This is a genomic window from Arthrobacter flavus (genome assembly GCF_039526005.1).
GTDB classification, from domain to species: Bacteria; Actinomycetota; Actinomycetes; order Actinomycetales; family Micrococcaceae; genus Arthrobacter_D; species Arthrobacter_D flavus.
In genome coordinates, this window is record NZ_BAAAIJ010000051.1 from 153,938 (window position 1) to 174,454 (window position 20,517).

At 64.3% G+C, this 20,517-nt stretch carries 18 protein-coding genes, 2 tRNA genes and 1 pseudogene; 7 read left to right on the top strand and 14 right to left on the bottom strand.

Going from position 1 to position 20,517, the window contains the following annotated elements:
- The first annotated feature begins 9 nt into the window (after positions 1-9).
- Positions 10-954: a DUF368 domain-containing protein gene (locus tag ABD059_RS13460; RefSeq protein WP_343880866.1), complete on the top strand. Its 945-nt coding sequence runs from the start codon at positions 10-12 to the stop codon at positions 952-954.
- A gap of 77 nt (positions 955-1,031) precedes the next feature.
- Here the strand turns inward: ABD059_RS13460 and ABD059_RS13465 are convergent, their stop codons facing one another.
- On the bottom strand, positions 1,032-1,958 hold the full coding sequence (locus ABD059_RS13465; RefSeq protein WP_343880868.1) for an alpha/beta fold hydrolase: 927 nt from the start codon (positions 1,956-1,958) through the stop codon (positions 1,032-1,034).
- Positions 1,959-2,064: 106 nt separating this feature from the next.
- Here ABD059_RS13465 and ABD059_RS13470 point away from each other — a divergent pair, with 106 nt between their 5' ends.
- Entirely contained in the window at positions 2,065-2,847 is a 783-nt protein-coding gene (locus ABD059_RS13470) for a hypothetical protein (protein ID WP_343880870.1), read from the top strand.
- A 13-nt stretch (positions 2,848-2,860) separates the two neighbouring features.
- Here the strand turns inward: ABD059_RS13470 and ABD059_RS13475 are convergent, their stop codons facing one another.
- Positions 2,861-3,778: an oxidoreductase gene (locus ABD059_RS13475; RefSeq protein WP_343880872.1), complete on the bottom strand. Its 918-nt coding sequence runs from the start codon at positions 3,776-3,778 to the stop codon at positions 2,861-2,863.
- 104 nt (positions 3,779-3,882) lie between these two features.
- Between ABD059_RS13475 and ABD059_RS13480 the strand changes: the two genes are divergently transcribed.
- The gene (locus tag ABD059_RS13480) at positions 3,883-4,686 is read left to right on the top strand and encodes a transglutaminase-like domain-containing protein (RefSeq protein ID WP_343880874.1); all 804 of its coding nucleotides are present in this window, start codon (positions 3,883-3,885) and stop codon (positions 4,684-4,686) included.
- Here ABD059_RS13480 and ABD059_RS13485 read toward each other — a convergent pair.
- The 7 genes from ABD059_RS13485 to bcp all read right to left on the bottom strand — a co-directional run bounded on the left by ABD059_RS13485 (position 4,680) and on the right by bcp (position 13,773).
- Complete coding sequence (locus ABD059_RS13485) at positions 4,680-5,153, bottom strand: MarR family winged helix-turn-helix transcriptional regulator (protein WP_343880876.1); 474 nt, start codon at positions 5,151-5,153, stop codon at positions 4,680-4,682. The genes ABD059_RS13480 and ABD059_RS13485 overlap by 7 nt on opposite strands.
- A gap of 239 nt (positions 5,154-5,392) precedes the next feature.
- The gene (locus ABD059_RS13490; RefSeq protein WP_343880878.1) at positions 5,393-8,542 is read right to left on the bottom strand and encodes an efflux RND transporter permease subunit; all 3,150 of its coding nucleotides are present in this window, start codon (positions 8,540-8,542) and stop codon (positions 5,393-5,395) included.
- A 49-nt stretch (positions 8,543-8,591) separates the two neighbouring features.
- Positions 8,592-10,088, bottom strand: coding sequence for a malate:quinone oxidoreductase (locus ABD059_RS13495; RefSeq protein WP_343880880.1), 1,497 nt, complete (start codon positions 10,086-10,088; stop codon positions 8,592-8,594).
- Positions 10,089-10,184: 96 nt separating this feature from the next.
- Complete coding sequence (locus tag ABD059_RS13500; protein ID WP_343880882.1) at positions 10,185-11,909, bottom strand: ABC transporter substrate-binding protein; 1,725 nt, start codon at positions 11,907-11,909, stop codon at positions 10,185-10,187.
- A gap of 218 nt (positions 11,910-12,127) precedes the next feature.
- Positions 12,128-12,832 carry a fasciclin domain-containing protein gene (locus tag ABD059_RS13505; RefSeq protein ID WP_343880884.1) on the bottom strand — a complete coding sequence of 235 codons (705 nt, stop codon included), beginning with the start codon at positions 12,830-12,832 and terminating at the stop codon, positions 12,128-12,130.
- Between the two features lie 328 nt (positions 12,833-13,160).
- Positions 13,161-13,245, bottom strand: a tRNA-Leu gene (locus ABD059_RS13510).
- A 57-nt stretch (positions 13,246-13,302) separates the two neighbouring features.
- The gene (bcp, locus tag ABD059_RS13515; protein WP_343880886.1) at positions 13,303-13,773 is read right to left on the bottom strand and encodes a thioredoxin-dependent thiol peroxidase; all 471 of its coding nucleotides are present in this window, start codon (positions 13,771-13,773) and stop codon (positions 13,303-13,305) included.
- Between the two features lie 141 nt (positions 13,774-13,914).
- Here bcp and ABD059_RS13520 point away from each other — a divergent pair, with 141 nt between their 5' ends.
- Positions 13,915-14,424, top strand: coding sequence for a MarR family winged helix-turn-helix transcriptional regulator (locus tag ABD059_RS13520; protein ID WP_377959671.1), 510 nt, complete (start codon positions 13,915-13,917; stop codon positions 14,422-14,424).
- Between the two features lie 47 nt (positions 14,425-14,471).
- Here the strand turns inward: ABD059_RS13520 and ABD059_RS13525 are convergent, their stop codons facing one another.
- From ABD059_RS13525 to ABD059_RS13540, 4 genes are all read right to left on the bottom strand, one after another.
- Positions 14,472-14,900 carry a hypothetical protein gene (locus ABD059_RS13525; RefSeq protein WP_343880888.1) on the bottom strand — a complete coding sequence of 143 codons (429 nt, stop codon included), beginning with the start codon at positions 14,898-14,900 and terminating at the stop codon, positions 14,472-14,474.
- Positions 14,901-15,013: 113 nt separating this feature from the next.
- Positions 15,014-15,089 (bottom strand) — tRNA-Lys (locus tag ABD059_RS13530).
- 87 nt (positions 15,090-15,176) lie between these two features.
- Positions 15,177-16,304, bottom strand: coding sequence for a PQQ-dependent sugar dehydrogenase (locus tag ABD059_RS13535; RefSeq protein WP_343880890.1), 1,128 nt, complete (start codon positions 16,302-16,304; stop codon positions 15,177-15,179).
- Between the two features lie 9 nt (positions 16,305-16,313).
- Positions 16,314-16,448 (bottom strand): hypothetical protein, encoded by a 135-nt coding sequence (locus ABD059_RS13540; RefSeq protein WP_343880892.1) that lies wholly within the window; start codon positions 16,446-16,448, stop codon positions 16,314-16,316.
- A 132-nt stretch (positions 16,449-16,580) separates the two neighbouring features.
- Between ABD059_RS13540 and ABD059_RS13545 the strand changes: the two genes are divergently transcribed.
- Complete coding sequence (locus ABD059_RS13545) at positions 16,581-17,531, top strand: 2-hydroxyacid dehydrogenase (protein ID WP_343880894.1); 951 nt, start codon at positions 16,581-16,583, stop codon at positions 17,529-17,531.
- A 34-nt stretch (positions 17,532-17,565) separates the two neighbouring features.
- Here the strand turns inward: ABD059_RS13545 and ABD059_RS13550 are convergent, their stop codons facing one another.
- On the bottom strand, positions 17,566-18,057 hold the full coding sequence (locus ABD059_RS13550) for a hypothetical protein (RefSeq protein WP_343880896.1): 492 nt from the start codon (positions 18,055-18,057) through the stop codon (positions 17,566-17,568).
- 116 nt (positions 18,058-18,173) lie between these two features.
- Here ABD059_RS13550 and ilvD point away from each other — a divergent pair, with 116 nt between their 5' ends.
- Positions 18,174-19,877 carry a dihydroxy-acid dehydratase gene (gene ilvD, locus ABD059_RS13555; RefSeq protein WP_343880898.1) on the top strand — a complete coding sequence of 568 codons (1,704 nt, stop codon included), beginning with the start codon at positions 18,174-18,176 and terminating at the stop codon, positions 19,875-19,877.
- A 165-nt stretch (positions 19,878-20,042) separates the two neighbouring features.
- Positions 20,043-20,517, top strand: a pseudogene (locus tag ABD059_RS13560) (hypothetical protein); the annotation flags it as partial.

Here is a 20,517-nt window from a genome sequence, read left to right on the forward strand (position 1 = left end):
GTTGACGAGGTGACGTCCTCTCCGCCGCTCCCCGTGAAGCCCGCCGCCCCCACCGTCCGTTCCAGTCTTGCCCACGCCGTTCGTGGGGCACTGATTGGCATTGTCGAGTTGGTGCCCGGTGTCTCCGGTGGGACCGTCGCCCTGGTGCTGGGCATTTTCGATCGACTGATTACTTCGGCAAATCACCTGATTCGCGGTGTGGTCCGGCTCGCCTTCAAGCGTGGCGGACAGGGCGTATCCCATCACCTCGGCGGGGTCGAGTGGTCGCTGGTGATCCCGCTCCTCGTCGGCATGTTTTTCGCCCTCTTTGCGCTCTCCGGTCCGCTCCACGCCTTTGTCGAGGGTGAGCCCACGCTTTCCAGTGCCCTGTTCCTCGGCATGGTTTCGGCCAGCCTGCTGGTCCCCATCTCAATGGCCAGGGAAGCCGGACCAGTCACTCGGCGCACCCTGATCGCCGGACCGCTCGTGGTCCTCGCAGTCGCCGGTGCCGCCTTCTGGCTGCTGGGGTTGCCGTCAATGCAGGTCGAGGACCCCGCCTGGTGGGTGCTGGTCCTGAGCGGTGCCGCTGCCGTGTGCGCGCTGGCCTTGCCGGGGCTCTCCGGATCGTTCATCCTGTTGACCTTCGGCATGTACGAACCGACCCTTGAGGCGGTCAGCGAGCGCGACTTCGGCTACCTGGCACTCTTCGCCAGCGGCGCGGTCCTGGGACTCGCCTCAATCGTCCAACTGCTCGCCTACCTCCTGCGGGTGCATCGGCGTGCGGTGCTGCTGGTCGCGACGGGCCTGATCCTCGGGTCCTTGCGGGCGCTCTGGCCCTGGCAGGACAACGGGACACTGCTCCCGCCCGACGGCGACTGGCTCGGCCCGCTCCTTGCCGCTCTGGGCGGGGCAACAGTGGTCCTGCTCCTCTGGCTGCGGGAGCGGCGCGGCATCGCGGCGGCAGCTTCCTTGTAGGAGCGCCACGCGGCCAGGACTGTTACTCGGGCAGAACAGTCACTCGACCAGGACCTTTACGCCGCCGACTCTTCCTCTCAGGACCCCAGCGTTCCCGGTGGTGACACGGTCTCCCGGGCCAGGAATCCTGCGACGGCCTCCGGGTCTTCCACCTGCGCGAAGTGTCCCGTCCCCGGCAGCACGTGGGCACGGGCGTGGGGCAGTAACCGTGCCAGCTCCCGAATCTCCGTGGCAGGCGTGAAGACATCGCGCTCGCCCCGCAGCACCAGGTGGGTCCCCCCGGCCAGGGCCCAGTGGGAGAAGTCATAGTGCTTGAGCTCACGGGCGGCGACGGCGAAGGCGGCAGGACGGGCATCGACGGCGAGGGCTTCAACAACTGGTCCGGTCAAGGCCGCAGGGTCGACGACGAAGGGCCGCAACACCAGTCGGAGCAATCCGGTGCGCCGGGCAACCGCCACCAGGCGTGGAGCCAGCACCCCGGTGAGTTGCAGAAACCGCATGATCGCCTTCATTCCGATCAGTGGTCCCATCGTCAGCAGGTTCCGCCAGGGGCGACGGAACGCACCGGAAGCGATTACCGAGGTGGGAGAGAGGACCACCACCGCCAAGGTTCGGTCCGGTTCCAGCGCCGCGATCTCCAGTGCCGGAACAGCACCCATCGAATGACCGAAGAGTCGCCACCGGTTGTAGCCCGCGAGGGTCAGGACCTCGATCACGGCTGCGGCCTGCGACTTGATCGTGAAAGTCCCCACACCGGGGGAGTCGCCCCAACCGGGGAGGTCGATCACCACGGTGTCGACGCCGGTGGGGAAGTTCGGCGCTGACTGCAACTCCCTGAACGTCCGCCAGGACCCCGCAGCGCCATGCAGCAGGACCCAGGGCGGAGCTGCGACCCCGGCGGTCCGCGAGATCCTGACCTGGACGGGCCCCAGCGCTGTGGGATACCGCATCGTGGAGACGCGTGCCGTAGGGGAAACAATCGCATCGGACAGATCAGGGGCCATAACAGTAATTCTCCACGGAGACCGGTGTGGATGCCTCCTGGTGAGGTGCTTCACTGATTAGACTCAGATCAGAGGCCCGCCAACCGACGATAAGAGGACACATCAGATGAGTCGATCACGGTCACCGGTTTCGATTGCTGCGGCGGGGGTCCTGGCCGTGGGCGTGGCACTGGCAGCGTCGGGGTGTACCGGGGTGGAAATCGGCGACCGGCCCGCTCAGTCGGCGACGCCGTCGTCGGGCGCCAGCTCCGCAGCGCCCGCGACCACCCCACCGGCGCCGAAGCCCACGGTGGCAGACCGCCCGGCTCCCGACGACGACTGGCAGGTCTTCACCGACCCGCAGGCCCTGGTGAGCTTTGAGCTGCCACCGGACTGGACCGCCGAGCCGATCGAGGACCCCGGTGAAGGTTTCGAGCCGGAATCAGTTCACATTGCCGTCGAGAATGCTGACGGCGGTCCGGTGGCCGAACTGCACACGGGCATCACGCCCACGGACGAGGACTGCGCGCCCGACGACGCCAGCCCCTACACGGTGATCCTCAGCCAGCCCGTGGATCTGCCGTCGACCGCCGCCTCCGACCAGTCGATCGAGCCGCGGCTGGTGGTCCGGCTGATCGAGGGCTACCGGTTCTTCAGTTCCTACGGTGTCACCGATCTGCTGGGCGGCGCGGGCGGCGCAGCGTGCACGCTGACCAACACCGTGCAGGGCCCGGAGCACGTTGGACTGTATTCCTTCGGGGATGCGATCGCGCTGACAGCCCTGGCCCCCGAACAGGTGGGCTCTGGGACCGCCTCGTTTGACACCATCGCCGACGCCGAAAAGTTCTTCGACGCGGAGCAGTTCACCAAGATTCGGCGCATGATCGCCTCCCTTCAGGTGGCGGAGTAGCCCGGTTCCTTTTTCAGGCAGCTGGAAGATCGGGGAAGGTGACGCCAGTCATCGCGGCGCTGACCTCCCACAGCTTTCCGGCCACCAGTGGGTCAAGTACCCGCGGTGCTGGTGCCACCAGGACGGCGTTTCCCCGCGTTTCGCCAGGACCATCGGGGCCCGAGTAGTCCCCACCGCTCGCTGTAGGAGAGGTTGCTGCCCGCAGGATCGGCAGGGCACCGGCGATATCAGACTGACCGAAGAGTTTGAAGAAGCCGCCCAGCACGTCCAGTACCGGTGTGGTGCCCATGCCTGCTGTGAGGTTGGTGTTGGACAGACCGGGATGGGCAGCGACAGCGAGAAGCTGCTCTCCGTTGGCCCTGACGCGCCGGTCGAGTTCCATGGTGAAGTACAGGTTGGCTATCTTGCTCTGGCTGTAGGCGGTCCACCGGCGGTACCGCGTGGAGGAATTGAGGTCGTCGAAGTTGATGGTGCCCCGCTTGTGCGCAAGGCTGGAAACCGAGACGACGCGAGGAAAAGATGCTTCGCGGAGGCGCGGCAGCAGGAGGCCCGTCAGCGCGTAGTGGCCGAGATGGTTGATGCCGAGCTGTTGCTCGAACCCGTCCTCGGTGAGGATCCTCGGCGTGGCCATCACCCCGGCGTTGTTGATCAGGAGGTCCAGCGGTGCGGTCCAACCGGCGGCGAACCTCCGTACGGAAGCCAGCGATGACAGATCGAGGATCCGCAGCTCAACAGTGGCTCCAGGGACCCGGGACCTGACCGTCTCCACAGCCGTAGTTCCCCGTGCCTCGTTCCGGCAGGCGAGCGTCACCGAGGCTCCCCGCCGTGCCAGGGCTATGGCCGTCTGTAGGCCCAGACCGCTGTTGGCTCCGGTGATGACGACGGCGCGACCCTCAAGGTCCTGGAGCTGGTGCTGGTCAGTGGAATTCACTAAGGGGCCTTCCTTGTTCTAACGTGGTGGTAGCTTTCAGCATAGAGTCCGCACCATGGGCCTACCGCACCCGGCACCCTATACCCTCAATCAGGAGTACCCTCATGCAGCGCTCAGTGACTGCCCGCATCACCGCGCGGACCCGTTCCACTTCGTCACTCGTCTTTGCCCTGGCGCCGGTGCGAAACCCCGGGTACAGCAGTTTTGAAGAGCACCTGGTGGTGCTGGTCGATGGTGCGCCGGTGGTCCCAGGCGAGGTGGGGGATATCCATGGTGGGCGGCTTCACACCCTCAGAGTTGAGGGTGAGGCAAACATCTCCCTTCAGTACAGCGCCACGGTCACCGGTACCGCCTCCGCCGAAGAGGCGTCCGAAGCGGATCTCATCCGGTACGTTCGTCCGAGCCGTTACTGCGAATCGGACCGGCTGCTGCCGACGGCGTACGCCGAATTTGGCACCCTGGCAGGAGCAGAGCTGCTCAACGCGGTACGGGAGTGGGTGGGCAAGGAACTCGCCTACGTGTCGGGTTCCTCCCGTCCCACCGACGGTGCCGTCGAAACCCTGCTGGGGCGGCGCGGTGTGTGCCGGGACTATGCCCACCTCGTGATCTCCCTGTTGCGCGCCAAGGACGTCCCCGCCCGGCTCGCCGCCGTATATGCGCCGGGGCTGAGCCCGATGGACTTCCACGCCGTGGCTGAGGCCTGGGTGGACGGTGCCTGGCATGTCGTCGACGCCACCGGCCTGGCTCCCAGGGAGTCCCTGCTGCGGGTGGCTACCGGCCGTGACGCCTCGGATACGGCCTTCCTCTCCACCGTGGGAGGCAGCCTGCAACTCGACACGCTTGAGGTGACAGCCGTGGTGGACTCCCTACCGGTCGATCAGCCGGGGGCGCTGATCCAGCTTCAGTAGTCGGCGTGCTCGGCGTCGTCGACACCTTCGCGGATCCGCTGGGTCAGTTCCAGCAGCTGTTTCAGCTCCCCGGTCTGCAGGATCGGGCCGAGCAGAGTATGGATCACCCGGACGTGCGCGGCGCCAATCTCGCGTTGCAGTTCACGGCCCGTATCGGTCAGGGCCACCATGACACCGCGCTGATCGTCCGGGGCTTGTTTTCGCTGGACCAGGCCCTTGGCTTCTAGCCGTTCCACCATGCGGCTCAGGCTCGGCTGGGAAATCAGCAGGTTGCGGTTCAGCTCGTTGAGGCGGGTCCAGCCGGTGGGGCAGCGGGTGAGGTTGAACAGGACGTCGTACTCGCCAATAGCGAGCTTCTTGAAGGACGGGTCGTTGCGCAGCCGTCGCATCACCGCCACCTGCGCCCTGAAGAGGGATTCCCAGGCTTCGGCAGTCAGCCGGATCGCCGGTTCTGTAGTTTCAGACACAGTTGATTCAGACACAGTAGTTTCAGGCCCGGTGTTTTCGGTCCCGGCTTGTTTAGTCACGGTGAGCTCCGGTCATCGTTGAGTGTCGGTGCTGGAAGGTCGGAGGCTCTTCGAACGTGGACCCCACCGTGAGGATACCGTTCTGCATGATTCCCCCTTCAAGTAGATGCATCTGCATCTATAATAAGTGCAACCGGGGCGGCTGGCATTCTGTTCCTCACAGGGGAGACAGTTCCAGGTCAGTGAGCCCGGGCACGCCGACCGGTGACGGGTTCGCCGCTTCGGTTCTGTGACCGGGCCTGCGCCCGGGCCTCCCTGCGCCCCTCCACCAGCCGGTACAGCACGGGCACCAGGATCAGGGTGAGCGCTGTGGAGGAGACCAGGCCACCGACCACCACGATCGCCAACGGCTGCGAGATGAACCCACCCTCACCGGTGAACCCGAGAGCCATCGGCGTCAGCGCGAAGATCGTTGCCAGCGCGGTCATCAGGATGGGACGAAGTCGCTGACGTGCACCCTGGATGATCGCCTCCTCCACGCTCATGCCCGGATTTCCGTCGTGCGGGCGCCGGTACTGGTTGATGAGGTCAATAAGCACCACAGCGTTCGTCACCACGATGCCCACCAGCATCAACATGCCAACCAGCGACGGCAGCCCCAGCGGAATCTGGGTGATGACGAGCAGGGCAATGGCGCCGGTAGCGGCGAATGGCACCGAGACCAGCAGGATCAGCGGCTGAATCAGGGACTTGAAGGTGGCCACCATGATCACGTACACAATCGCCACAGCCGCCCACAGGGCAAGGAACAGTTGAGCAAACGATTCGGCCTGCTCAGCGGACGCTCCACCCAGGGTCGCCGTGGTCCCCGCGGGGAGCTCGACACCGTCCAGGCGTTCGGTCACCGTGGTGGTCAGCGCCCCCAGGTTCTGTCCCGACGGCGTGATGGAGACCTGGGCGGTCCGTTCCCCATTGGCGCTGGTGATCGTCAGCGGCACCTGAACTTCCACCACCGATGCAATGGAGGTCAGCGGTACCGGGCCCGCAGGGGTCGGAAGATTCAGCTCCTCCAACTGGTCCAGGCTGGTCACCTCGGTGCCCTCACCGATAAGTACCGGGTAGTCGGTGGTTTCCAGCCGTACCTGCCCGCCGGGGATCGGGCTGATGCTTCCACCGAGCAAGCCTGCGATCTGCCCTTCGCTGAGCCCGGCGGCGACGGCGGCGGCCCGGTCAACGCTGATCTGTATCTGGGGTTGGGCAGCGGAGAGGTTGCTGGTCACGTCGCGGGCGCCCTCGAGGCCCTGCATGGCGTCGACGACGGCGTCATTGGCTGCCTGCAGCTCCTCCGGGCCCGGTGCCGTGATGTTCACATCAATGGTGCTGGAGGTGCCCAGCCCGCCCTGCTGGGTGGAGAGGGCGAAGGTCCCGACGCCGGTCAACGACTCCAGCTCCTGCCGCACCTCGTTCTGTAGCTGCTCCTGGTCGGCGTCCTCAGCGGTAATCACGGTGAAGGCGGCCACCGAGGTGCCACCAGACAGCCGGGCAGCGAAACCACTTGACGCGTTACCCACTGTCACCTGGATCTCTTCCACCTCAGGAAAGCCCGTGAGCACTTCCTCGGCCTGCGCAGCAGCAGCAACAGTGGTGTCCAGGCTGGATCCCGGTTCAAGGGTCTGGTTGATGCTGAAGCTGTTCTGTCCCGTGTTCCCCAGCAGGTTGGTCTGGAGGAGAGGGATCATCGCGGCAGTGCCTGCAAGGACGAGGCCACCGGCGGTCAGGGTCCAGACCGGGTGCCGTTGGGTTGCCCCGAGGAGCGGAAGATAGCCGCGCTGCAGCCAGGATTTCCGTTCGGCCTGATGTGCCTGCTCGCGGATCACGTCTGGATCCACATCGGATGCCGCGGCAGGCAGGAACCAATACGCCAGCACGGGGACGATGGTGAGGGACACTGCCAGCGAAGCCAGCAGTGCGATCGTGGTGGTCAGGGCGAACGGCCTGAACAGTTCACCCGCCAGGTCACCGACGAAGGCGATCGGTGCGAACACCGCGACGGTGATCAGTGTTGATGCGGTAATCGCGCTGGCCACTTCACGGACGGCGGTGAGAATGGCCTCGCGCTTGTCTTCGCCGTAGCTGAGGTGCCGTTTGATGTTTTCGATGACCACAATCGAGTCGTCGACCACCCGACCGATCGCGATGGTCAGGGCGCCCAGCGTGAGGATGTTCAACGAGTAGCCGGTAACCCACAGGCCAATAAACGTAATCAGCAGCGACAGGGGAATCGAGATCGCCGTCACCAGGGTGGACCGCACCGAGAGCAGGAACACCAGAATGACCAGCACGGCAAAGCCGAGGCCCAGGATGCCCTCAGTGGTCAGGTCACTGATGGAGCGTTCAATGAAGGGTGCCTGGTCAAAGATCACGGTGATCTCGGCACCGTTGCCCAACTCAGCTTCCAGCTGAGGCAGCAGCTCTTCCACCAGGTTGGAGATCGCAACCGTATCCCCGTCAGGGATTTTCGTCACGGTCAGGGCGAGGGTCTCAACACCGTTGGTGCGGGTCACCGACGTGGCGTCGTCGTCGGCCACTGACACTTCGGCGACAGAGCCGAGTGTCGGAGGTGTCGCGCCGGCGTCGGGGGAACCGTCCTCCGGCAGGAGGGGCAAGCCCCGGATGTCCTCGAGCGAGGTAATGGGGCTGCCCGCCTGGATGGTGAGGGAACGGTCGCCGTCCTCAAGGGTCCCCACCGCGATGAGGTCGCCATTGTCTTCCAGCGCCGCAGTAATATCGGCGACGGTGAGGTCGTTGGCTGCGAGCTCCTGCTGGTCGGGCAGGATCGAGATGTATTGCCCGGCCCCACCGCTGACCTCTGCCGCGCGGACCCCCTCCAACTGCTGCAGCCGGGGAACGGTCAGTCGAGTGAGGTCCCCACTGAGCTCGCTCAGTGGTTGATCGGAAGAGACGGCCATGAACACGATCGGGAGGTCGGCAATACTCCCGGCCAAGGACTGTGGCGAAACGTCCTCGGGCAGGAGGGGCCGCACCGTCGAGATCGCACGGTCAACCTGGCCGCGGGCACGGTCGAGGTCGGTGCCGTAGGCGAACATCAGGTTGATGGTCGAGACCCCGGTACGGGACGTGGCCGACGACGACTCAAGCCCCTCTACCCCGCTCAGCGCCGTCTCCAGCGGTTCGCTCACCTGCTGGTCGAGGTATTCCGGTGAGGCGCCCGGGACTGATGACAGTACGGTGATCTGCGGGAACTCCAGTGACGGGATGAGTTCCTGTTTAAGGGAGCCCATCGTGATCACACCGAACACCGACGCCAGGATGGTGATCAGCGCAATCAGTGCACGGTTTCCCAGGGAAAGTTGAGCCAGACGGAACATATGCCGCGCCTTCTACTTCTGCCGGCCGGGTCGACGGCTCTGGCGGTGGTTACTGGAGTTTTAGGACCCGGTCGGTATGGGACAGGATGTCAGCGGCGAGGGAACTGTTCTCGTTGAGCTTCACACCGTAGCCGGGGATCATGTCTTTGAGCTTCGGCTCCCACCCCGGGAGCTGGGAAGGGAAGCAACGCTTCAGGATCTCAAGCATGATCGGTGCGGCGGTGGACGCGCCAGGGGAGGCGCCCAGCAGGGCTCCGACCGATCCGTCGGCCGCAGTGATGACCTCGGTGCCGAACTGCAGCACCCCGCCCTTGCCCGGAGCCTTCTTGATGATCTGGACGCGCTGCCCGGCCGTGATCAGGTCCCATTTGTCGCCGTCGGCGTCGGGGATGAACTCGTTGAGGTAGGTGTTTTTCGCGTCGCGGTTCTTCAGGACCTCGGAGATCAGGTACTTCGTCAGCGGGACGTTGTCCTTGGCTACCGCCAGCATGGGCACCAGGTTCGTCGGCCGGATGGACCCGGGTAGGTCGAAGAACGAGCCGCGCTTGAGGAACTTGGTGGAGAACCCGGCGTAGGGGCCGAACAACAGCGACCGTTCGCCGTTGACATACCGGGTGTCGAGGTGCGGCACCGACATGGGGGGTGCGCCAACCGACGCCTGGCCGTAGACCTTGGCGTTGTGCTGGTTGACGATGTCCGGATCGCCGCACTTCAGGAACTGACCCGAGACGGGGAAGCCCGCGAATCCCTTGCCCTCGGGGATGCCGGTGCGCTGCAGCAGGTGCAGGGCACCGCCGCCAGCCCCGATGAACACGAAGCGGGCGTTGACGGTGCGGGCCTGTCCGGTGGCGCGGTTACGGACCTTGACCTCCCAGCGGCCGTTCGAGCCACGGGAGAGATCGGCGACGTCGTGGTTGTAGTTGAGGTCGACGCCGTTGGTTTCAAGGTAACTGGTCAGGCCGCGGGTCAGGGACCCGAAGTCGACGTCGGTCCCGCCGGCCACGCGGGAGGCTGCTACCGGCTGGCCGGCGGTGCGGCCGCTCATCAGCAGCGGCGCCCAGTCGGCAATGGCCGAAGGGTCCTCGGCATGCTCGATGGTTTCGAAGAGGGGCTGGCTCCGAAGGGCTTCATAACGCTGGCGCAGGTAGGCGGTGTTCTTTTCGCCCCAGACGAAGCTCATGTGCGGTACTGGATTGATGAATCCGGATGGATCGCCCAGCTGGCCGCTCTCCACCATGTGGGCCCAGAACTGGCGTGACACCTGGAACTGTTCGTTGATGGCGACAGCCTTGGCGGGATCAACTGTCCCGTCCGGTCCTGCGGGGGTGTAGTTCAGCTCGCAGAGTGCCGCGTGGCCGGTTCCGGCGTTGTTCCACGGGTCGGAGCTTTCCAGTCCGGCCCGGTCGAGGCGCTCGAACAGTGAGATGCTCCAGTCAGGCTGCAGCTGTTTGAGGAAGGCGCCAAGGGTGGCGCTCATGATTCCTCCACCGATCAGGACAACGTCGGTGTGTTCCGCGGGATTTTCCGCCTGGTTCTTAGCAGTCAACTTCATCTCCAGTGGCAAGGGCGCTGAGCTTCGAGCGTAGCGTCTGGTGGGTTCCTTGGGTAATTGGTCCGCCGTCGTGGCGGGGGTGGTCGGTCATCAGTCGCTCCCGGTGGCTTCCAGGTCCACGTCGGTCAGGTCAACCAGGTTGAACACCTCGTTCATCACGGGGCTGACGGGGTAGCTTGCTACCCGCTCCGAGACTGCCAGGGCGGAGATCGGGAAGGCGAGGGGTACCGCTGGCAGCCGCCGGGCCAGCTGGTCGCTGATGTCCTGGTAGGCGACTACCCGGTCCTCGCCGTTGGGAAGGGTGCGGGCCCGGTCGATCTTGCTGAAAAGCTGGTTGTCTTCGAAGGCGAACTCGACTGTGGTTGAGCCGAATAGCTGGCCGACAAAGTTGTCGGGGTCCTGGTAGGTGCCGCTCCAGCCGAGGAGGTGGAACGCCCGATCGTCGTCATTCTGGACGGCCTCAAGGTACCCGTCTGACCAGGCAGTGGGCACCGGGTCAATGATGAACCCCGCGGCTTCGAGCTGCTCCTGGAGGACGGCGAACACCCCCTCAGGTGCCGGCAGGTAGGGCCGGGACACATCGGTCGGGTAGTGGAAGGGTAGGGGTTCGCCGTCGTACCCTGATTCCGCCAGCAATTCCTGGGCCAGTTCGACGTCGTAGTCGTACTGCGTGATCTCCTCGTTGGTGACCGCGAGCTTGGGCGGGATGAACTGATCGGCGGGCGCCGTGCCGTTGAGGAACTGGCCGTCGATCATGGCCGGTTTGTCGATCGCGTGGGCTACGGCCTGGCGGAACAGCAGATTATCCACACCGGGGAAGTCCTGGTTCATGCCGAGGTACAGGATGGAATAGGGGTCGCGCTGCAGGAGTTGCTGGCCTTCCCTGACCAGGGCGCCGGCGTTGTCGACGGTCACGAAGTCGTAGGCATCGATTTGCCCGCTGTTGAGCGCATCCAGCCGCTCATCGGTGAGGGTGAGGGTGGTAAACGCGACGGTGCCGATTTCGCCCCGAGCCCCCCAATAGTTCTCAAATGAGGACAATTGCACTTCCCCTGGTTCCCAGCTGTCGAAGGTGTATGGTCCGGTGCCGACGGGGCTGAGAGCGTACTTCGATAGCGCTATGTCGTTGACTTCCTCGGTTAGCTCATCGGCGGCGAGTTCCTCAAGCGCCCGGGGCGAGGACATCGCGAAGGAGGGCATCGCCAAGGCCGGGATGAACCCGGTCAAGCGGCTATTGAGCTGGATCAGGACCTCGAACTCGCCCAGGGGCTGGCAGGAGGAGTAGACGGAGAGGTCGGGGGAGTCCGAGTAGGCGTTGAAGACCGAGCCGAAGGCGACGGTGCCATCCGAGGGGCGAGTCTCGGCGGGCAACGTGTACCAGCGGTCGAAGTTCGCGCAGACTGCCTCGGCGTTGAGCGGTTCGCCATCGTGGAACTCGACGTCGTCGCGGAGGCTAAACGCGTAGGCGCGGCCGTCGTCGCGCTCATCCCATGACTCTGCGAGCAGCGGGACGGGTTCGGAGGTGAGCGGATCGATGCCCACCAGACCTTCAAGAACCTGGCGGGTAATCCGGTACGACTCGGTGTCGGCCACCAGTGCCGGGTCCAGTCCGGTCGGATCAGCGGCGGTACCGAAGGTGAAGACCGCGTCGGGGTCCTGGGCAGGACTGGTCTCCGAGGGGGCAGGAGTCGACGACTGAGTCGTGGTCGGCAAGGGCGTTGCCCCGGTGCAGCCAGCGACAGTCACGCACAGGGAGATCGCGACGGCACTGAGCGTCCCGCGGGCCCAATAGGAGTCTCTGGCAGCAGCGGTCATTGCCATTATCCCCTCAGCCGTACCCGCACACGGCGGAAATTGTTTAGGATACCCAGTCTAAATGATGATGCCCGTGGTATTCGGACAGGTCCCGACCATCATCTGTCGCGGGACCCCTGATACGAGGAAAGGCTGGGACCCTGAGCACCGTCGCGGTGTTCAGGGTCCCAGCCTGTATCGCCTTGGTTCGAGTTAGAGGATTCGAACCAGGGAGTCAATTACTCGCTAGGAGGCATCAGAACGGTGTCAACCATGTACACGGTTGCGTTCTGGGTCATGACGCCACCGCAGACAACGGCTGAGCCGTCTTCCCCAACAGTGATTTCGTCACCCATGCCTTCAACGGTCAGCTCTGCACCGTTGACGGTCGTGTGGGTTCCGGCGACCTCGTCCGGTGACAGCTGGCCGGGGACCACGTGGTAGGTCAGGATGCCGCTGAGGAGGTCAGCATCGGTTCCGAGGGCTTCGATGGTGGCTTCGTCGATCTTGGCGAAGGCATCGTCGGTCGGTGCGAAGACGGTGAACTCGTCACCGTTCAGGGTGTCAACGAGGTCAACGTCCGGGTTCAGTTCACCGGTGACTGCCGCGGTGAGCGTGGTGAGGATCGGGTTGTTCGACGCAGCGGTTGCTACGGGGTCCAGGGCCATGCCGGCAACTGAGCCGTCGCCATCTGGGACCTCCGCGGCGTAGCCTTCGCAACCTGGGCCAACCAGGTTAGCGGCTGGGTCCATGTCCTCGCCCATTTCCTCTTCCATTGCCGACTCAGTTGACTCGGGAGCGGCTTCGGTAGTGGTCATTTCCTCGCTGGTCATCTCACCGGTGGACTCGGCTGCGGTGTCGCCGCCACCGCATGCTGCGAGGCCGAACATGGCCACTGCAGCAACACCGAGGATGGAGAGCTTACGGCTCTTGATGTTTCCCATTGAATTTTCTCCTTCATTGGTGTGACCGGGCGTATTCTGCCGATCAGCTAACTAACTTGTCGAACACATCGTGTCGATGTCTCATAGGTACTTCGGTCGTGTGCCGGGCGAGGATGGGTAGCGATTCCTGAAATATTTCGAGTGGTTTCCGATCCGCGTAGATCCGCGGATTGTGGAGCCCGAATGTGATCCACGTCGCATGTCCTGGGACCCCGTCCGGGTAACTGGATGGTCACGCCGGGGCGTTAAACGACGACACCCCCAGCCGAAGCTGGGGGTGTCGTCGATGTCGCGACTCACATGTAGTCCATGTCCCGACTCATAACAATGGTGCGCAAGAAGGGACTTGAACCCTCACGTCCGAAGACACTGGATCCTAAATCCAGCGCGTCTGCCAATTCCGCCACTCGCGCGTTCGATGCCCAGGGCAGCCAAGCTGCCGAAAACATCAGCCTCCAGTGTACGCGAATCTAGTGGACGCCGAGGTCCTTCCGAAGTTTCGCGACGTGGCCGGTGGCCCTGACGTTGTACTGAGCGAGGTGCACGAGGCCATCGGGTCCGACGACGACCGTCGAGCGGATCAGGCCTTCGTAGACCTTGCCGTAGTTCTTCTTTTCTCCCCAGGCACCCCACGCCTCGGCTACGGCGTGGTCTTCGTCGGACAGGAGGGGAAAGGTGAGCTCTTCGGCGTCGGCAAATTTACGGAGCTTTGCCACGCTATCGGGTGAGATGCCAAGGACCGTGTACCCCGCAGCAGCAAGGGATGCCAGATTGTCGCGGAAGTCGCACGCCTGGGTGGTGCAACCGGGAGTCGACGCCGCCGGATAGAAATAGACCACTACATTGCTTCCCGCAAAATCCTTCAGGGACACGGTGGAACCGTCCGCTGCGGGCAGGGAAAAGTCCGGGGCTACGTCGCCCGACAATAGACGTTCAGCCATTTTCTGTATTCCTTCTGCTTGTTTGTTAGTTGAGTCGGCCCTGGTGGCGCTGACACTTTTCGCAAATCCGTAGCTATCATAAGTAAATAAGGTCGATACGTTTGAAACTACACCGGTCGGCGTTACCGTGATCAACGCCGCATGTCTATGCGGCGAGAGGAAGTGCTTTCTTTTATGCCGGACCTGGAGCAATGGCCCACCGGCCGACTGCTGACCACCGCTGCCCGACTGGTCGAGCACGCGTGGAATGAGCGACTGGTGACCCTCGGTGTCACCCACGCCGGAGTCATTGCGTTGGGTGTTCTTGAAAACCAGGGTCCGATGACTCAGGCGAATCTCGCCCAAATAGTCCGGGTCCAGGCGCAGACGATGGGAAAGACACTGTCACGGCTGGAAACCCGGGGGCATGTTTCACGGACTCGAAATGACCTGGACCGGCGCAGCCATATGGTTTCCATAACGGATGCTGGCAGGGGCGTCCTCGCTCAGTCGAAAGATATCGAACGCACTCTAGTGACTGGTGAGGGGCTGATTTCCGATGAACTCCGTGACCACCTGCAGGGTGTGATCCGGGAACTCGGAGCCCCCCGGTGGGCCACAACGGTTCCCAACGCATCGGGTGCCGACGGCCCGCTGCCGTCAAACAACTAGGACCACTCGCGACTGGCCGCCCACGGGCCCGGCCTGTCACCAGTCATTCACCAGACGAGGTCCAGATCGCTGTGCGCTGCGAAGATGAGACGGTCCGGGTCGTCGAGGACGTCGACTGGCCGGTCGCCACTGAGATACCCGTTGGGCGAGCAGAACCACTGGAGTAGGTGCCGGTCCTTCCATCCGCCGGCCAGGCCGATCGAGGCGATGACGGCGATCATGGGTCGGGCACGCCCAGACTCGGGATCGAACTGGAACCCCGGATAGAGGACCCGCCCTGCTCGGGTAACCACCCCAAGGATCTGTCGTTTCGCCGCGAGGCATCCGGCCGGCGGGGAGTTTGGGCCCACCTTCGCGTCCACCTCGGGGCCGGTCAGCATGCCGAATTCTGCGGCAATTGACGCCCATCGACCGCGTGCCACCCGCCGGTTCATTTCTCCGGTGTGAATTTCCCCGAGGGATGGCATCCCTTCCATGGCGCCAAGCTACTTTGGGCGGAACGAAACGGGAAGAGCGAGCGACGATCGCAACCAAACTGGTACAAAAAAACCGTCCGATCGGCGGTGGCGCCGGTCGGACGGTTTAGCGGTGGTGCACCCCTCGGGACTTGAACCCGAAACCCTCTGATTAAGAGTCAGATGCTCTGCCAATTGAGCTAGAGGTGCATGTTGACTGGGCCCATCGGGCCAACCGCAACAGCATGAAACTCTACCAGCACTTTTGCCGAAACCTGAAATTGGTTCGCTAGACGGCTATGAGGCGTCGACGGTGATCACCCGGGATTCGGTGCCCTGGTTGGTGGCGATCAACAGTTCCCCGTCGGTTCCCTGGATCACATCGCGTAGGCGTCCGTACTCGCCGTCGAAGTGGCTTACCGGTGTGTTGGCGGTCCCCGCTATCAGCGGGACTTGCCACAGCCGCTCCCCACGTAGTCCACCGATATAGGCGATGTCGTCGACGATTGCCATTCCACTCGGCGAGGAGGTGGCAGTGGAGGGCCACACCACCTGGGCGTCGATGAAGCCGGCAGTTCCGGGCGCGCCAGTGACTGCTGGCCACCCGTAGTTCCCGCCGGGTTCGATGAGGTTCAGCTCGTCGTCGACCTCGGGACCAAACTCGCTGGCCCACAACCGGTCGGCTGAATCCCAGGCGAGGCCCTGTACATTGCGGTGCCCGAGGCTGTAGACGGGTGACCCCGCAATGGGGTTGCCTGACGCCGGTTCGCCGTCGGCGGTGATCCGGAGGATCTTGCCAGCCAGACTGTCGGGGTCCTGTGCGGTGTCCGCTTGGGCGGCGTCGCCGGTGCCCACATACAGGTATCCGTCCGGGCCGAACTTGATCCTTCCGCCATTGTGGATATTGGCCTTCGGCAGGCCGGTCAGCACCTCTTCGGGCTGACCCAGGCCCTCCTCGCTGTAGGTAAGGCTGGAAATCCGGTTGTCGGTGGGGCCGGTATAGAACACGAACAAGCGCGGGTCCGCGTCGAAATCCGGGCCGATGGCCAACCCCAGCAAGCCGCCTTCGCCGGCGGCTGCCACCTCAGCGCCGAGGGTTCCGATGGTGGTTGTCTCACCGTCAGCCACCCGTTTGATGTCCCCGGTCTCGCGTTCGGTGACCAGCAGCGATCCGTCGGGCAGCGTGGCCAGCGCCCACGGGATGTTGAGCCCTTCCGCGCGCAGGTCGCCGGGGGAGAGGTTAGGAAGTCGGCTGGGTTGAGGGCTGGCCGGCGCTGTCGCTGGCGGCGACGCGACCGAGGTGTTGGGTGGTGGCGCCGGACTGCCGCCGACAATTGGGCTGGGCTCATCGGCCGTGCACGCCGCGAGAGACAGGAGCACGGCGACGGCGGTTGCCAGAGTGGGCGGGAGCCGCTGGCCGGTCATCGAAACGGTCTAGTCCTTGTTCCGGGCGGTCGGTGGATCAGCGCGGGAATGGGTGTCGACGACGGCGGCGGCGCCGTGGAACCGGAACCACCAGACAGCGCCAACGATGACGACGATCAGCAGCACCCAGAGAACTACGTCCATGAAACGATCCTTACGCACTTGGTGGGACACGCACTTGGTGGGATACCCACTGCTTCGACGTTACGACCAACCCGCGCGAGTGTCCACAGCCGTGGGAGGGCGCTGACTGCAACTGGACGCTAGGCTTTCGGGATGGACAGGATCAAAACAGTGTCGGTGCCCAGTGTTGAAATGCTCGATGCGCTGCAGCCAGCGCCGGAGGGAATCTCGGTGGTGGTGTGGGACTTCGAGGCCGATCCGGTGGGTGCAGAGCTGGCGGAGATCGACGCTGCGGTGTTGCCGTACATGTCCACGCCCGACAGCTTCGGTGCCGCGGTCACGAGCGCGCCGAACCTGCTGCTGGTCCACACCCAGTCCACCGGCTATGAGGGTATCCCCGAGCTGGTGGGCGACGACGTCGCCGTCACCAGCGCTGCGGGGGTCCACGCCGCCGCGACCGCTGAGCTCGCGGTTGGCCTCACCATCGCCTCGCTCCGAGGCATTGACGACGCCGTCCGCAACCAGACTCTAGGTCAGTGGCGGCCCGGGCGCTACCTCGGCCTCGCCGACCGCAAGGTACTGCTGGTGGGTGTCGGGGGAATCGGCGTCGAGATTGCCCGGCGCCTCGAGCCGTTTGAGGTGGTGTTGACCCGGGTCGGCAGTTCAGCCCGCGACGACGAGTGGGGGCACGTGCACGGCAGCGACGAGTTGGTGGCGCTTGCTGGGGAAGCCGAAGTGCTGATCGTCATCACACCACTCACCGACACGACCAGGGGGCTGATCAACGCCGAGGTGCTGGCAGCGATGCCCGACGGGTCCCTGGTCGTCAACGTGGCCCGTGGCGCGGTGGTGGATAGCGATGCCTTGACAGCGGAAGTGACTGCCGGTCGCCTGTCGGCCGCTCTCGATGTGTTCGATCCGGAGCCCGTCCCCGAAGGACATCCCTTGTGGTCGGCGTCCGGGGCGCTGATCACCCCCCATAGCGGCGGCAACACCGGCGCCTTCTGGCCGCGGATGATCAAGTTGTTGCAGCGCCAGCTGGTCAGCTTTGCCGCTGGCGAGGAGCCAATCAACCTGGTGCAGCGAGGATCCCTCTACCGCTAACGGGTCCCGACGGCGGGTGCCTGGAGGGTGGGCGCTAGGCCATCGCGATGAAGGCCGCCATGAACGCGTCGAAATCCTGATGATCGTCGCGCTGATCGATCACCAACTGCGAGTGTGGACCTGAGCTGAAGCGAGCCTCCGGTTGCACACCGAACTGGAACGTCTTTCCGGTGCTCGTGCCTACTTCGTACTGGCCGCTGGCCAGACGGTGGACGTGCGAGAGGTTGGTCATGTTGATTTCCACCGGGATGCCGGTGCCTGCCAACGTATGCGAGTCGACAGGAGCGATCATGATTTCGGTTGGTTTCCAGCGGTAGCCCAGGACGTAATATTTCGGCATGGTCAGGCGGGCGCCGTCGGTTTCCGGCTGCTGGTAGCGCTCATTGGCAGCGAACACCAGGTTGTAGTCCCCGTAGTTAGGGATCTGTGAGTCGAAGACTTTCCTCAGGTCATCCTTGAGTTGGTCACTATCGGGAGCCTGGTCGGGCACTTCTGGCGGGACAGGGTCCGGTGGAGGCGTCGACATAGGACCGAGTTTACGTGCCATCGCTCCGATGATGAGAGTCCGTGTAACTCCGGCATCCCGTAACAGGCCGGTCATATGGAGTTGCGGGGAATGCGGGTGCGCCTAGACTTTGACCCATGAGCCTGGAAACTACCCCTGACATTAAGCCGCGAAGCCGGGCCGTTACCGATGGATTTGAGCGGGCGCCAGCCCGCGGAATGCTCCGTGCGGTCGGCATGGGCGATGACGACTTTGCGAAGCCGCAAATCGGCGTCGCGAGTTCGTGGAATGAGATTACCCCCTGCAACCTGTCACTGAACCGGCTTGCACAGAGCGCCAAGGAGGGCGTTCATGCGGGCGGCGGGTTCCCGATGCAGTTCGGCACCATCTCTGTATCCGATGGCATTTCAATGGGTCACTCCGGGATGCACTTCTCGCTGGTTTCGCGTGAAGTGATTGCCGATTCAGTGGAGACAGTCATGGAGGCCGAGCGGATTGACGGTTCGGTCCTGCTGGCCGGCTGCGACAAGTCGCTGCCCGGGATGCTGATGGCCGCCGCGCGGTTGAACCTGGCGAGTGTCTTCCTCTACGGCGGCTCGACCATGCCGGGCTGGGTGAAGCTGGAAGACGGCACCGAGAAAGAAGTCACCCTGATTGACGCCTTCGAGGCGGTGGGTGCCTGCGCCGCCGGCAAGATGAGCGAAGCGGACCTCACCCGCATCGAGAAGGCTATCTGCCCGGGTGAAGGCGCCTGCGGTGGCATGTACACGGCCAACACCATGGCCTGCATCGGCGAGGCCCTGGGGATGTCGCTGCCAGGATCGGCGGCGCCGCCGTCGGCCGATCGCCGTCGTGACGAGTTTGCCCGCAAGTCGGGTGAGGCAGTGGTCAACCTCCTGCGCCTCGGGATCACCGCACGGGACATCATGACCCGCAAGGCGTTCGAGAACGCTATTGCCGTCACCATGGCCTTCGGCGGGTCCACCAATGCTGTGCTCCATCTGCTGGCAATTGCGCGTGAAGCCGAAGTTGATTTGACGCTCGATGACTTCAACCGCATCGGTGACAAGATCCCGCATCTGGGCGATCTGAAGCCGTTCGGCCGCTACGTGATGACCGACGTCGACAAGGTGGGAGGCGTGCCCGTCATCATGCGGGCGCTGCTCGACGCCGGGCTGCTGCACGGGGATGTCCTGACCGTCACCGGCAAGACCCTGGCCGAGAACCTCGCGTCAATCAATCCGCCGGACCTCGATGGCAAGATCCTGCGCGCACTCGACAACCCCATCCACGCCAGCGGGGGCATCACCATCGTCAAGGGCTCGCTGGCCCCTGACGGTGCAGTCGTCAAGACCGCCGGGTTCGACACCGAGGTCTTCGAAGGAACTGCCCGCGTCTTCGAGCGGGAACAGGGTGCATTGAAAGCGCTCGCCGACGGCGTCGTGCAGGCTGGCGACGTCGTCGTCATCCGCTACGAGGGACCCAAGGGCGGCCCGGGAATGCGCGAAATGCTCGCGATCACCGGCGCGATCAAGGGTGCGGGCCTCGGCAAGGATGTGCTGCTGCTCACCGACGGACGGTTCTCCGGCGGCACCACGGGCCTCTGCATCGGGCACGTTGCGCCGGAAGCGGTCGACGGCGGACCCATCGCCTTCGTAAAGGATGGTGACCGGATCCGTATTGACATCCCCAACAAGAGCTTCGACCTGCTGGTGGACGAAGCCGAACTCGAAAGCCGGAAGATCGGCTGGGAGCCGTTGCCGGCGACCTATACCAAGGGAGTGCTCGCGAAGTACGCCAAGCTGGTGCACTCGGCCTCCGAGGGTGCGTACTGCGGCTAGCCCCTCCACCCGGCCGCCTCTCCCACGCCTGGGAGGGGCGGCCCGGACTGGGTCTTCGGTGCCTGAATTCCGGTGCTGAAAAATAGTTGAAAAAGTTTTCCTGGGGGCCCTGAATCGGGCTCCTTTTTTGTCGATACTGTCGGTGCTCGATGATGGAATGGAGGTATGAAAAGCAGTAACGCTTCTGCTACCGGAGCGGGAATCCCACCCGAATCCGACGCTGATTCTGCCACGACTTCCGGGCTAGCGAACACTTCCACGGGAACTCCCGCAGGGGCTTCGGCGGGGTCTTCTGCGGGGTATGGCCCGGAGGGACCGCTGGGCGCGGACGCGGTGTGGGAAGCACCCACTGTTGAGCCGCCCACCAGTGAATCCCCGGAGCCGGATTCGGAGTCTGAGCCGGGGGCTGAGGGGTCGCCCGTTGCGGATGATGAGGCCTCGGATTTTTGGGGATTGGTCTCTGTGCCCGGCGAACGGGTGCGGTCCAGTGAGGAACCTCCCGCCTTGACCGGCCAGCTCGGGTTGGCTGCTCCGGCGGGCCTTGACTCGTCCCAGGTCTTGAATGATGTCGCCGAGGCGCGGTCGTGGCTTGATGCCCAGGAAGCGAAACTGGTCACCCGGATCCTGGACCTGCAGACCG